We start from the raw sequence: 13,117 nt of genomic DNA, 5'->3' as shown, positions 1-13,117 counted from the left end.
GAATGAGCAATCAGGCAGGCAACGCCTGCCTGGGCTCAAGGTTCCCGGGTGGATGGCACTTCGTCGCGCGCCGAAGCCCGCGCCGCGCCGGGGCGGGCGACCTGTGCGATCCAGGCGATGATGTCGCGGTCGTCGGTCGGCTTGGCGAAATGGGCGGTGATCGCCGGATCGCGCGGCACCAGATCGCGGTCGGCCCCGGAAATCACCGCGACCTTGCAGCCTTCTGCGTGGAGGCGCCGGGCGAGGCCGAGGCTGTCTCCATCGGGCAGCATGAAATCGAGCAGGGCGGCATGGAAGTCAGTGTCTTCCATGTGCGCCTCGGCCTCGGCCAGGGTTCCCGCCAGCATGACCGGGTGGCCCGCCGCGAGCAGCGCGTCCTCCAGCGAGGCGGCGATCAGGAAACTGTCCTCGAGCACGAGGACAGGGCGCGGGTTCATGGCGATTTCCTTTTGGAATCTGCTGCCATTGTCGATTTTCAGCCTCGATCGGGGCGAACTTAGCATCGCCAGGGCAAGGGGTCGAGTCGAAGCGCGATTCTTGCGGCAGGCCGTTGTCGGGGCCGCTTGGCCGGAGGGGCGAAAATTTTTTTCATTTTCTTCCGAAGGGCGGGAACCCCTTTTCGGGCGACGCATTTTCCCACTGTCACCGCCGAGACCCCCCCTCCCGTCCAAGCGGCCGGTGACACGATCCCGAAAGGCCTCCGTTCCATGCGAACGGAGGCCTTTTTTTCGGTCCGCTCCCTATCGTCATTGCGCGCGACCGCAGGTCGCTTGGCAATCCAGAGCTTTTGCGCAAGGCCGCCCTGGAAAGCTTCGGGGCTTCGCCCCTCGCAATGACGTGAACTTCAGATGCCTCAGGCGTCGCCGCCCAGCGCGCCGCGCAGGCGGCCGAGCAGGCTTTCGTGGCGGCGCGGGGCCAGCGCGGCGATCAGGTCGTGCGGGGCGAAGGGCTTGCCCAGCACCGTCCCCAGCAGGGCAATGTGGGGCGGGATCCGCTCGGGCGACGCGGTGGCGAAGATCACCTGCGGGGCGTGAGGCCCCATGAGCGAGGCCAGTTCGGCCAGCGCCCAGCCATCGTCGCGATCTTCCAGCCGGCTGTCGAGCACGAGCACGGCCGGGCTCAGCCGTTCGAGCATGATCCGGGCGCACTCTGTATTGGGGCAGGTTTCGACCGGGTCGGCGCCGCATTCCCTGAGGGTATCGACCAGCGACATGGCGACGATCGGATCGTCCTCCACCACCAGGGCCGGGCCGATCGGCGGGGGCGGGCGTGAGCCTTCGCTGCCCGTGCCCCTTCCTGCCGCTGAATGCTTGCCGGCCATCACCGTCTGCTCCTGTCGCCCGCCGGCAGTATGCACCGCCGGGAAGTGCGCCGTGCCGGCGCGGGGCGACGATTCAGAGCGGCTTGGCGTAGATACGATATTCCTTGTTCACATGGCTGTCGATGGCATCGGCGATGGCCACCATCCCCTGGTTGTCTTCCAGGATCCAGCCGATCTCGCCCCGGCTGGCGCCGTAGCGGCTGACCGCGTTGCGGCGGATGAATTCGATCATCATGAAGGCGAGCTGGCTGGCGAGGCGCGAGCTCTGCAGCTTCTTGCGCACGCCCATCAGCGGCACCCGCATGGTTCTCACCTGCGGATTCCTGAGCCAGAGCAGCAGCTTGAGCCAGTTGAACGGCAGCAACTTGCCCTCCATCGGCTTCAGCGCCTCGTTGAGATCGGGCAGGGTCATCATGAAGGCCACCGGCTCGCCGTCATATTCGGCGACCATGATCAGGTCCTCGCGGACGATCGGCTTGAACTTCTTGCCGGCATAGGCGATCTCGGTGTCGGTAAAGGGGACATAGCCCCAGTTGTCCGACCAGGCATCGTTGAGGATGTCGAGGATCAGGGCGGCTTCCTCGTCGAACCGGCTCTTGTCGACATTGCGGATGCGGATCCGCGCGTTTTTCTCGCCCGACTGGATGATGCGCTGGATCAGCGGGGGGAAGCCGGTGGTGATGTCCAGCTCGTAGGTCATCAGGTTCTTGACGCCGACATAGCCGCGCGCCTCGAACCACGGCTGGTAGTGCGCCGGCTGGTGGCCCATCATCACCGTCGGCGGATGGTCGTGGCCGCGTACCAGCTGGCCCGGCTCTTCCCAGATCGACATCGAGAGCGGCGCCAGAACCCGGGTCATGCCCTTGGCGCGCAGCCAGTCTTCCGCGGTGCGGATCAGGGCATCGGCCACCTCTTCGTCCTCGGCCTCGAACAGGCCCCAGTTGCCGGTGCCGGGGCCGAAGCCCTGGACCGGGTTCATCGCCGTGGCGAGGTGATCGATATGGGCGGAAATGCGCCCGACCACGGCCCCGCCCCGCTTGGCGAGGAACAGCTGGACATCGGCGTGTTCGAAGAACGGATTCTTGCCCGGGGTGATCAGCTCGAGCGCTTCCATGCGCAGCGGCGGCACCCAGTTCGGGTCTGATCGGCCCAGCCGATAGGCCAGATCGACAAAAGTCTCCCGTTCAGCCTTGGTTGTGACCGGCACAATCATTATTCCGGTGTCAGCCACATTCTTCTCCTTGTGCCAGGTCAATGAGCCCGGTCCGCCGGGCTGGCAGCTTGTCAAGCGGGGTTCACTGCGGCAACGCCGGAACCGCCTTCGCCCTTCGCGCTATTTTGTATTGCTGGATGATTCAATGAGTTCTTCGCAGACGTCCACCGCCAAAATTCCCGACGACATGGCGATGCTGCGCGCCGCGGCCGAGCTGACGCGTGACATTTCCGCCGCGCGGGGCGGAATCTACTGGCCGGACATGCTGGTTTCGGCGGTGATCGGCTATGGCGCGCTGGCTGGGGCGATCCTGCTGGAGAGCCCGGCGGCGGCGCTGGCCTGTGCCGCCGTGGCCGTGCTGGCGCTCTACCGGGCCCTGCTGTTCATCCACGAGCTGACCCATATCCACCGCGATGCCCTGCCGGGCTTCCGGCTGGGGTGGAACCTGCTGGTCGGCATTCCGCTGCTCACGCCCTCGTTCATGTATGAGAATGTCCATACCCTGCACCATGCCCGCACCCGCTACGGCACGGCGGAAGACCCGGAATACCTGCCGCTGGCGCTGATGAAGCCGTGGTCGCTGCCGATGTTCATCGTGGCCGCGCTGGCCCTGCCCTTTGCCCTGCTCGCGCGCTTTGCCGTGCTGGTGCCGCTGGGGGCGGCGATCCCGCCGCTGCGCCGGCTGGTGTGGGAGCGGGCCTCGGCCCTTGCGATCAACCCGCAGTTCCGCCGCCGCGCGCCGGAGGGTGACTTTGCCCGGCTGGTGTTCTGGCAGGAGCTGGGCGGAGCGGTCTGGGCGCTGGCGCTGGTCGCCTTCTCGGTGGCTTATGGCTGGCGTCCGCTGCTGATCGCGCTCTGCGTGGTTTCGGCCGTGGCCGTGTTCAACCAGCTGCGCACGCTGGTCGCGCACCTCTGGCAGAACGAGGGCGAGGCGATGACGGTGACCGCGCAGTACCTCGATTCGGTCAACGTGCCGCCGCCGGGGATCTGGGCCGAACTGTGGGCCCCGGTCGGCCTGCGCTACCACGCCACGCACCACCTGCTGCCAAGCCTGCCCTACCACTCGCTGGCCGAGGCGCACCGCCGCCTGAGCGCGCGGCTGGGCGAAGGTTCGACTTACGGGCAGGCGAGCTATCCGGGCCTGTGGATGCTGATCGGGCGGATCGCGAAAAGCACCATGCGGGTCGGCGGCAAGCGCGCGGCCGACAATCCGGCGGTGATCCAGCCCTGAGGCGCTATTCCTCGGTGCGGACGAGTACGGTCTCGCCGATCAGCAGGAACAGCAGGAACGGCGCCCAGCCGGCGACGAGCGGCGGGTAACCGCCGAAATTGCCGATGGCGAGAGCGGCATTGTCGATCACGAAATAGGCAAAGCCGAGCGCCATGCCGATCACCGCGCGGATCAGCAGCTGGCCCGAGCGGGCGAGGCCGAAGGCGGCCGTTGCGCCCAGCAGCGGCATCAGCATGGCCGACAGCGGCCCGGCGAAGCGGTGCCACCAGTTGCCTTCCAGCTCGCTGGTCTGGCGGCCGGATTCGCGCAGGGCGTTGATCGTGCGGGTCAGGGTGAAGACGTCCTGCCCATCGGGGTTGATATTGGTCAGCTCGACCTGACGGACCGTGACGTCCTTCGCGATCACAGTATCGGGCAGGGCGGTGACGGCGGTGGTCTGGGCGTCGAACCGGCTCGGCTTTTCCAGCTTCCAGCCGGGCTTGGCGAAAGTGGCGCGCGCGGCGGTAAGGGTCTCGGCCACCATCATCCGGCTGTCGCGGCGGTACCAGGTGACGCCTTCCATCACCAGGCCGTCGTTCGAGCCCGAGACGGTTTTCGCCATCAGGATATTGTTGCCGTCCGACAGGTAGACATTGTTGCGCACCGCCGACTGGGTGGGAATCGTGCCCCACTCGTTGGCCTCCCACGCCTTGAGCGTGGCGGTCGAGCGGGTGACCACGCGCTCGTTGAAGCCGAAACTGATGGCCGAGACGAGGGCGGCGCTGATCAGCAATGGGGCAAGGACCTGATGGGCCGAGAGCCCGGCCGCCTTCATCGCGATGACTTCGGAGTTCTGGTTGAGCGTGGCGAGGGTCAGGATCGTCGCCAGCAGCACCGAATAGGGCAGGAACCGGGCGATCAGCTGGGGCGCACGCAGCGAGACATAGGTCCACAGCTGGGCCTCCCCGTTGCCGGGATGGGCGAGGATGTCGCCGCTTTCCGAGAGCAGGTCGAGCATCTGCAGGACCAGCACCAGCATGATCAGCACGCCAAAGATGCGGGTGGTGAACTGGCGCGCGAGATAGAAGGTGAGGGTGCGGGAAGGGAAGAAATCAAGCTGCATCGCGCATCCCCGCCAGCTTGCGCGCGCCCGGATGGCGGCGGAAGAAACGCCGCAGCTGCTTGCCGGCCGTGGCCGCGAAGCGTTCGAGCGCGCCGATCGGCTGGCCGCCCGGAACATAGGCGATGCGCCAGTACATCCATCCGATCAGCAGGGCGAACAGGGCGAACGGCCCCCACAGCGCCAGCACCGGGTTCACCCGGCCGAGCGAGGCGACCGACTGCCCGTATTCGTTGACCTTGTGATAGGCGACGACCATCACGATCGAGACGAAGACCCCGAGGGTCGAGGTCGAGCGCTTGGGCGGCACGGCCAGTGCCACGGCGAGCAGTGGCATCATCAGCATCATCACCACTTCGACCATGCGGTAGTTGAAGCTGGCCTGGCTCGAGGCGCGCACACTCTCGGCGACATGGTCGGACCAGCCGATCTTGAGCAGTTCTGGCAGGAAATATTCGCGCTCCTTGCCGCCGCGCTTGCGGAAGGCCTCGACCGCGGGAAGGTCGATCGGCAGGTCGTGCTGGGAGAAGGTGAGGACGCGCGGGGTCTCGCCCGGCTCGTTCTGGACGATCTCGCCATCGGCGAGGCGCAGGACGATCGTGTCGGGACTGTCCTTGAGCGAGAGGAAGCGCCCCTCGCGCGCCGAGATGGCGAGGACCTGGCCCTTGCTGTCGGCCACGCGGGCGAAAATCCCCATCAGGCGGCGGCCCTCGTCCTCGCTCCGCTCGATCCTCAGCGCCATGCGGTCGGCCAGGGTGGTGAACTCGCCGATCTTGATCGAGGCGCCGAGCGCGCCGCTGACCAGCTGGTAGTTGAGCTGCTCGTAATAGTAGCGCGAGAGCGGCTGGAGATAGCCGACGATGGCGAAGTTGAGCACGGCAAGCCCGATCGCCATGGCATAGGGCACGCGCAGCAGCCGGGTATAGCTCATCCCCACGGCGCGCAGGACGTCCAGCTCGCTCGACGTGGCGAGCTTGCGGAAGGCCAGCAGCACGCCGAGCAGCAGCCCGAGCGGGATGGCGAGGCTGGCATATTCGGGCATCATGTTGGCCAGCATGCGGAACACGACATTGACCGGGCCGCCCATCGCCGCGACGAAATCGAACAGCTTGAGCATCTTGTCGAGCATCAGCAGCATGGCCGCGATCACGAAGACCGCCAGCATCGGCATCAGCACCAGCCGGAAGATATAGCGGTCGATGGCCGGGATGAGCTTCAAGGCGGGAGAGGCTTTCAGGTTCGTGCGCGGGTTTTTGCCTAGGACAGCGCCGGGCGCGAGGCAAGCGCCGCGCCGCGGATGCGAAGGCGCGCGGGCCCCGGTGCGCGAAGAATCGCGCGACGAAAGGGGCTGGAATCCGCGCCCGAGCCGCGTATCATCGTTCCGGGTCCCGAAAGGGAAAGAAGTGGGATGCAGGAACCTGAGAGGATGATCGAGCAGCAAGCCGAACAACGGCTGTGCTGGCTCAGTGGAGCCGTATTCATCGCCAATGGCGGGATCATGGCCCTGGCCGGGCTGATCGCGGGCGTGGCCGCCGCGGCGGCGAGCGAGAGCGAAGTGCTCGTTGCCGGGGTTGGCGGGCTGGTCGCGGGGGCAATTGCCGTGGCCTCGGCCGCCTATGGCGCGGCGATGGCGCGGACGGACGGGCGCCTGCCGGCAGCGCCCGAGGCTCTCCCCCAATTCCATTCCGAAAGCGACCTGAACGCGATCGCGGCGGTCTATCGTGGGCGCGGCCTGTCGGAGCAACTGGCGCAGGAAGCGGCGCTGGCCGCGATGCGCCCCTATGCCTCGGTCCGTGCCGGGGACGAGGCCCGCCCGGTCGAGGCGGCGCTGAGCGCGGCGAGCTCGTTCGCCACCGGCGCCGCCGTGCCGGTTACCCTCGCCTCGCTGTTTTCGCTCGAGCACATGACGCTCGGCGTCGGGGCGGCATCGGGGCTGGTGGCGGTGGTGCTGGCAGTTCTCGCGGCGCGGGGCAGCAGGGCCGGATTGGGCCGGGTCGCGCTACGGGTGGCGCTGGCCTGCGCGGCGGTGGTGATCGTCGGCCAGATCGTGGGCAACCTGATGGGCACGGCGCTGGCCTGAAGGCGGGCGGCTGGCAGGCCCCAAGTGCAGAATCTGGCGGCGCTTCGCGCGAATCAGGCCTTTTCGAGCGTGCACTGCAGCGGGTGCTGGTTCTTCCGGGCGAAATCCATCACCTGGTTCACCTTGGTTTCGGCGATTTCGTAAGGGAATATCCCGCAGACGCCGACGCCCTTCTGGTGGACGTGGAGCATGACGCGGGTCGCCTGCTCAAGGTCCATGTGGAAGAAGCGCTTGAGCACGACCACCACGAATTCCATCGGTGTATAGTCGTCGTTCAGCATCAAGACCCTGAACTGGCTCGGCTTTTTGGTACGGGTCTTGGTCTTGGTGGCAATCCCGATCTCGCTCTCGCCCTGTCCGGGGCGGCCGGCGCCGCCCTCGTCCTCGCCCGCGCGCACTCCGGGAATGGCCACGGCAATCGGGCGCGACCGGTCAGGCTCGGCCGGGACGGGGGAGAATTGGGGAATCATGGCCTGAGAATATCGTATCTGACCATCGCGTTACAAGAGAGCCTTGCGTTTTGCCCGTGCCCGGCGCCCTGCTGTCAGCCAGGCCGCCCGAAAAAAGCGGCGCGCGGCCGCCGGATCGGGCTTCAGGGTTGGAGCAGACCGGGGATTTTACTGGGCCAACCAACTGGGCCAACCATAGACCCCGCCGGTAAAGCAAATGCGAACAGGCCGGGCAGCGCGAAGCTGCCCGGCCCGTCTATGCCCGCGTCCGGCCGGTGGGAGAGGAGATCCCGGCCTTGGCGGGAGGTGGCCGCCGGGTAGGGGGGCGGCCGAAATCCCGTCAGGTGAAGACCGCTCAGGCGGCCTTGCTGACCTTTTCCACCGCGAGGGTGACGCGGCCCGAGAGCGGCGTCAGCACGTCGTTGGCGAGCTTGAGAAAAGCTTCGGTGCTCTTCGAGGCCTGGGCCACGGCGGTGTCGAAGTTCTTGCGCGCCAGGGTGCCCTGGAGGCTGAAGAATTCGGCCGGGGTCTTCACCGCGGCGAGATCCTTGACCTCGGCGGTCAGGGTGTCGAAGGCCGAGCGGCTGTCGGCGACGAAGGTCGTGCCCAGTTCCTGCAGGCCCGAAGCGAGGATCTTGCCCGATTCGACGACGGCTTCAACGTTGCCCTTGGCAAATTCGTTGGCTTCGCCGAGCACCGAGGTGCTCTTTTCGTAAGCGCCGGCGGCCTTGGTCTGGAAATCGCTGAAAGCGGTCTGGAACGAGGCGATGAAGTCGGTCGGAAGGGTCTTGGCCATGGTAAAGGTATCCTTGATCTGTGACGACGCGGGCTTTGCGGCGATCCGCGGCTTGGTCGGTGTGAGCTTCGGCTGAAGCGTGGGAGGAGCGACGACTTTAGGCTTGGTAACGGACTTGGTCGTTTTCTTTGCCGGCCGTGCCGCCGGGGCGAGAACCGGCTTGGCTGCCTTCGCCGCGCGCACCTTCGCCTTGACGGGCTTGGGCTTGACGACGGGGGTCTTGGCGACCGGTTCGGCCTTGGCAGGCCTGGACTTGGGCAGAGCGGCCTTGACCGGCTCTTCCTTCGTCTCTGCCACGGGAAGCTCTTCCACGGGGGCGGCTACCGGAGCCTCGACCTGAGCGGTCGGGGCCGGGGCCGTCTTCGTGGCGGGCTTGCGCTGGGCCTTCGGCGCTGCGGCAGGGGCCGGCGGTTCTTCCGCGGCTACTGCTTCGACAACCGAGATGGGCGCATCGGCACCTTCCGTGACAGGTGCCTCGACCGGGACGTCAGCCGAAACCGGCGCCGGCAACGCGGTTTCTTGGGGCTTTTCGGCTTCGTCAGCCATCGTCACTCGATCCTCCATTTTTCTGACCGATTCGCCGATCAGATCATGTTGCAATGCAGCAATGCCAAAATGGAGGGTGGCTGTCAATCATTTTTGTGCACTGCAACAAAAGCGTCACGTGCGGAAGAGCTGTCTGGTGCCGTGTTGCAAAATGCAACGGATTCAGCGAGTCGCGACGTAGCGTCCGGGGGCGTCCTCGATGATCTTGTCGCCCCGCGAGCCCGGTACGCGCTTGCCCTTGGCCGGGACTTCGGTGGTGCCGAGTTCGCGCAGCCAGCCCAGCCAGTGCGGCCACCACGAGCCGGGCGTTTCGGTCGCCCCGGCGACGAATTGCTCGAGACTTTCGACGGGGGCCGGGTTGGTCCAGTACTGGTACTTCTTCGCTGCCGGAGGATTGACCACCCCGGCGATGTGGCCGGATCCGGCAAGCACGAAGGTCTGCGGGCCGTTGAGGTGCGTGGTCATCCGCCACACGCTCTGCGGCGGGGCGATATGGTCCTCCCGCCCGGCCTGGATATAGACCGGGGTACGCACGAGCGAGAGGTCGATCGGCGTCCCGTCGGCCACGAGGGCATCGGGCTTGACCAGCAGGTTGTCGCGGTAAAGGTCGCGCAGGTAGCACTGGTGCCACTTGGCGGGCAGGTTGGTGATGTCGCTGTTCCAGTGGAGCAGGTCGAAGGCGGGATACTCCTCGCCCAGCAGGTAATTGTTGATCACGTAGGACCAGATCAGGTCCGAGCTGCGCAGCAGGTTGAAGGTCGCGGCCATGTAGCGCCCGTCAAGATAGCCGGCCTTGCCGAGCTGGGCGATCATGGCGAGCTGGTGATCGTCGACGAAGACCTTGAGCTCGCCCGCTTCCTCGAAATCGACCTGGGCGGTGAAGAAGGTCGCGCTCGCCACCTTGTCCGCCTCGCCCCGCCGAGCAAGGATCGCAAGGGTGGCGGCCAGAGTGGTTCCGGCCACGCAGTAGCCGATGGTGTGGACCGCGGGCACCTTGAGCCGGGCGCGGATGAAGTCGATCGCCTCGATCTGGGCGCGCACATAGTCGTCCAACGTCACCTCGGCCATGGTCTCGTCGGCCGACTTCCACGAGACGATGAACGTGCTGATGCCCTGCTCCACCGCCCAGCGCACGAAGCTCTTCTGGGGGTTGAGGTCGAGGATATAGAAGCGGTTGATCCACGGCGGGAAGATCAGCAGCGGGGTTTCCAGCACGTTGTCCGTCGTCGGCGTGTACTGGATCAGCTGGAACATCGGCGTTTCCAGAACGACCTTGCCGGGGGTGTTGGCAATGTTCCGGCCAACCTCGAAGGCGGTATTGTCGGCATGGGTGAGCTGGCCCTTGCCGAGATCGGCAAGGAGATGTTCCATCCCCTGGACCAGGTTCTCGCCCCGGGTCTCGATCGTGCGTTCGAGCACGACCGGGTTGGTCAGCGGGAAGTTGGCCGGGCTGAGCGCCTCGACCATGGTCTTGAGGGTGAAGCGCAGCTGCTCGCGGCGAGCGGGATCGAGACCTTCGACCCTGTCGGCCAGCGCGCCGACCTGTTCGGCCAGCAGCAGGTAGGACTGGTGCATCACCGCGAACAGCGGCTGCTCCTTCCAGCGCGGGTCGGCAAAGCGGCGGTCCTTGCGCGGCAGTTCGACCGCGTGGCCCGGCGCCTTTTCGGTGCCGATGCCGAACTGGGCCAGAACCCCGTCCCACAGCTTCATCGAATCGTTGAGCAGCGACTTCTGGGTCTGGGCGTCGGCCAGCGGCAGGTTGGTGTACCAGGCATCGACCAGCTGGCGCCATTGCTCGGGGTCGGTCATCGCATCGGTGAGGGCAGCGGCCGGCGCGGTCGAATCGTGTGAGCCGGCCGCGTGCCAGGCATTGGTGAACTCGGTCGCGCAGTCTGCCCACTGGCGCACCAGATCATCCTGGGTGGGCAGGGCTGCGGGGGCGAGGTCGCCCAGCTGGCCGACGATCATCTCCGAGACCCTCGACTGGAGCTTGACCATCTCCTCGAAGATTTCGGTCGCGGAAAGGCCGGTGGTCGTCGGTTGGTCTGCCATCGCGTGCTCCCTGTCTGGAGCAGACGTTAGCGAGGGCCGGGCGCAGTGGCCAGCGGCCAGATCGTCCGAAACAGCATTTCTCTGAGGCCGGGATTTGCGCCGGGGGCCGATAGCCCTTACAGACGCGGGGGCGGCGCTGTTGCCGCTTTTTATGCATCGGAAAAGTTGTTCAAGTCATGGAAGACGAGTTCTACCGCATCAAGCGCCTGCCGCCCTATGTCATCGCCGAAGTGAACGCGATGCGGGCCGCCGCGCGCGCCGCGGGGCGGGACATCATCGACCTTGGCATGGGCAACCCGGACCTGCCGCCGCCGTCTCACGTGATCGACAAGCTGTGCGAAGTGGCCCGCAAGGACGATGCCCACGGCTATTCGGCCTCGTCCGGCATTCCCGGCGTGCGCCGCGCCCAGGCGAACTATTATGGCCGCCGCTTCGGGGTCGAACTCGATCCCGAGACCGAGGTGGTGATGACCATGGGCTCGAAGGAAGGCCTCGCCAGCCTCGCCACGGCGATCACCGCGCCGGGCGACGTGGTGCTGGCGCCCAATCCGAGCTACCCGATCCACACCTTCGGCTTCATCATCGCCGGGGCGACGATCCGCTCGGTGCCGACCACGCCCGACGAACGCTACTGGGAATCGCTCGACCGGGCGATGAAGTACTCGGTGCCGCGCCCCTCGGTGCTGATCGTCAACTATCCCGGCAACCCCACGGCCGAGACGGTCGACCTCGCTTTTTACGAGCGGCTGGTCGCCTGGGCGAAGGAGAACAAGGTCTGGGTCCTGTCGGACCTGGCCTATTCGGAGCTTTACTTCGACGGCAACCCGACCCGTTCGATCCTCGAGGTGCCCGGCGCCAAGGATGTCGCGGTCGAATTCACCTCGATGTCGAAAACCTTCTCGATGGCCGGCTGGCGGGTGGGCTTCGCGGTGGGCAATCCCAAGCTGATCGCCGCGCTCAAGCGGGTGAAGTCCTACCTCGACTATGGTGCCTTCACCCCGATCCAGGCGGCGGCCTGCGCCGCGCTCAACGGGCCGCAGGACATCGTCCAGAAGAACCGCGAACTCTATCAGAAGCGCCGCGACGTGATGGTCGAGGCTTTCGGCCGGGCCGGTTGGGAAATCCCCAGCCCGAAGGCCTCGATGTTCGCCTGGGCCCCGCTGCCGCCGGCGCTCAAGGACATGGGCAGCCTGGAATTTTCCAAGCAATTGCTCACCCAGGCGGAGGTCGCCGTGGCACCGGGCGTGGGCTACGGCGAGGACGGCGAAGGCTTCGTGCGCATCGCCATGGTGGAGAACGAGCAGCGGCTGCGCCAAGCCGCGCGCAACATCAAGCGCTACCTCGCCTCGATGGGCGTTAACGCTTCGGCGGCCTGACGACCGGTCCGGTTTGGTGGCGTGGACCCTTGTCCGGGAGGACAATCGGCTCACGCCCCGACCCGGGATCGCGGGGGATTCAATCCACATCCGACCAATTATCGAGTCAGGCCAGTTGCTTACGGGGCAACCCCTCCGTTAACGATCTTGTTCGGGTCATTTCGGAATCGGGGAACGGAGCCGCGCGATATTCGGCGCGGGGGCCGGGTGTTCGGATGCAGGGACAATGCAGCTTTTCGGTTGGCTCGGGCGTGACGACTTGCCGCAACGCTATGACCTTGGCCTGCTCGGCTGGCACCGCGTCGATCTCGCCGTCTCGCCGGGTCAGGCCTCGCTGCCGCTGCTGCTGACCGACATGGCCATGCGGGGTTCCTTCCGCACCCGCCGCGAACGGGCGCCGGTCGCCCTGCTCGGGATCGAAGAACCGCTCGAACGCGCGCGCCTGCTGGGCGAGGGGTTTGGCGAAGCCTTGCCGGCGGCCATCACGCTGGAAGAGCTGGAGGAACGCATCGCCCGCCTTGCCACGGCGCTCGACGCCCTGCCGCGGCGGCGGGATCATGGCCGGCTGCAGCTGGATCTCCTGCTGCGCGACGGGCGGGTGGAGGACAAGCGCCTTGGCCTGCACCCGCGCGAATTCGCCCTGCTCTGGCGGCTGGCCGAAACCCCGGGGGAGGCGGTTGCGCCGGGCGAACTGCTCTCTGACGTATGGCAGCTCAATTTCCGGCCCGAGACCAACAGCCTGGCGGTCCACGTCTGCCGCCTGCGCGCCAAGCTTGCCGGGGCGGGGCTCGATCAGGTCGTGCGCACGACCCCGGCCGGCAGCTACGTGCTGGCCCCGGACCCGGAAGCACCGGCCATCCCCTTGCCGGCCGATGGCGCGGCGCTTGATGCGCACCTGCGCCTGCCGGGCGAGCCGGCCCCTCCGGCCCGAACCGGCGAGCAGGCCTGAAGCGC

The 13,117-nt window shown here is 66.7% G+C and carries 12 protein-coding genes; 4 read left to right on the top strand and 8 right to left on the bottom strand.

Going from position 1 to position 13,117, the window contains the following annotated elements; genetic code table 11:
* Nucleotides 1-35: 35 nt before the first annotated feature.
* The 3 genes from H7F51_RS02200 to H7F51_RS02190 form a co-directional block, all read right to left on the bottom strand.
* On the bottom strand, nt 36-437 hold the full coding sequence (locus H7F51_RS02200; RefSeq protein WP_185662589.1) for a response regulator transcription factor: 402 nt from the start codon (nt 435-437) through the stop codon (nt 36-38).
* A gap of 416 nt (nt 438-853) precedes the next feature.
* On the bottom strand, nt 854-1,321 hold the full coding sequence (locus H7F51_RS02195) for a response regulator (protein ID WP_185662588.1): 468 nt from the start codon (nt 1,319-1,321) through the stop codon (nt 854-856).
* 73 nt (nt 1,322-1,394) lie between these two features.
* Nucleotides 1,395-2,534: an N-acetyltransferase gene (locus H7F51_RS02190; RefSeq protein ID WP_221773981.1), complete on the bottom strand. Its 1,140-nt coding sequence runs from the start codon at nt 2,532-2,534 to the stop codon at nt 1,395-1,397.
* Nucleotides 2,535-2,679: 145 nt separating this feature from the next.
* Here H7F51_RS02190 and H7F51_RS02185 point away from each other — a divergent pair, with 145 nt between their 5' ends.
* Nucleotides 2,680-3,765, top strand: a complete 1,086-nt coding sequence (locus H7F51_RS02185; protein ID WP_185662586.1) for a fatty acid desaturase family protein — start codon at nt 2,680-2,682, stop codon at nt 3,763-3,765.
* Nucleotides 3,766-3,769: 4 nt separating this feature from the next.
* Here H7F51_RS02185 and lptG read toward each other — a convergent pair whose 3' ends face one another.
* The gene (gene lptG, locus H7F51_RS02180; RefSeq protein ID WP_185662585.1) at nt 3,770-4,867 is read right to left on the bottom strand and encodes an LPS export ABC transporter permease LptG; all 1,098 of its coding nucleotides are present in this window, start codon (nt 4,865-4,867) and stop codon (nt 3,770-3,772) included.
* Nucleotides 4,857-6,083, bottom strand: coding sequence for an LPS export ABC transporter permease LptF (lptF, locus tag H7F51_RS02175; RefSeq protein WP_185662584.1), 1,227 nt, complete (start codon nt 6,081-6,083; stop codon nt 4,857-4,859). Before lptF ends, lptG begins: the two co-directional genes overlap by 11 nt.
* A gap of 207 nt (nt 6,084-6,290) precedes the next feature.
* Between lptF and H7F51_RS02170 the strand changes: the two genes are divergently transcribed.
* The gene (locus H7F51_RS02170) at nt 6,291-6,944 is read left to right on the top strand and encodes a VIT1/CCC1 transporter family protein (RefSeq protein ID WP_185662583.1); all 654 of its coding nucleotides are present in this window, start codon (nt 6,291-6,293) and stop codon (nt 6,942-6,944) included.
* Nucleotides 6,945-6,997: 53 nt separating this feature from the next.
* Here H7F51_RS02170 and clpS read toward each other — a convergent pair whose 3' ends face one another.
* The 3 genes from clpS to H7F51_RS02155 all read right to left on the bottom strand — a co-directional run bounded on the left by clpS (nt 6,998) and on the right by H7F51_RS02155 (nt 10,787).
* Complete coding sequence (gene clpS, locus H7F51_RS02165) at nt 6,998-7,414, bottom strand: ATP-dependent Clp protease adapter ClpS (RefSeq protein WP_185662582.1); 417 nt, start codon at nt 7,412-7,414, stop codon at nt 6,998-7,000.
* Nucleotides 7,415-7,748: 334 nt separating this feature from the next.
* Nucleotides 7,749-8,735, bottom strand: a complete 987-nt coding sequence (locus tag H7F51_RS02160; protein WP_185662581.1) for a phasin family protein — start codon at nt 8,733-8,735, stop codon at nt 7,749-7,751.
* A 162-nt stretch (nt 8,736-8,897) separates the two neighbouring features.
* Nucleotides 8,898-10,787, bottom strand: coding sequence for a PHA/PHB synthase family protein (locus tag H7F51_RS02155; RefSeq protein WP_185662580.1), 1,890 nt, complete (start codon nt 10,785-10,787; stop codon nt 8,898-8,900).
* A 176-nt stretch (nt 10,788-10,963) separates the two neighbouring features.
* Between H7F51_RS02155 and H7F51_RS02150 the strand changes: the two genes are divergently transcribed.
* Together H7F51_RS02150 and H7F51_RS02145 are read left to right on the top strand one after the other, a co-directional pair.
* On the top strand, nt 10,964-12,163 hold the full coding sequence (locus H7F51_RS02150) for an LL-diaminopimelate aminotransferase (protein WP_185662579.1): 1,200 nt from the start codon (nt 10,964-10,966) through the stop codon (nt 12,161-12,163).
* Between the two features lie 226 nt (nt 12,164-12,389).
* Complete coding sequence (locus H7F51_RS02145; RefSeq protein ID WP_246447668.1) at nt 12,390-13,112, top strand: winged helix-turn-helix domain-containing protein; 723 nt, start codon at nt 12,390-12,392, stop codon at nt 13,110-13,112.
* The last annotated feature ends 5 nt before the right edge of the window (nt 13,113-13,117 follow it).

This window comes from Novosphingobium flavum (assembly GCF_014230315.1).
GTDB lineage: Bacteria > Pseudomonadota > Alphaproteobacteria > Sphingomonadales > Sphingomonadaceae > Novosphingobium > Novosphingobium flavum.
The sequence above is the reverse complement of the archived record's forward strand: the minus strand, read 5'-3'. Positions and strand labels throughout refer to the sequence as shown.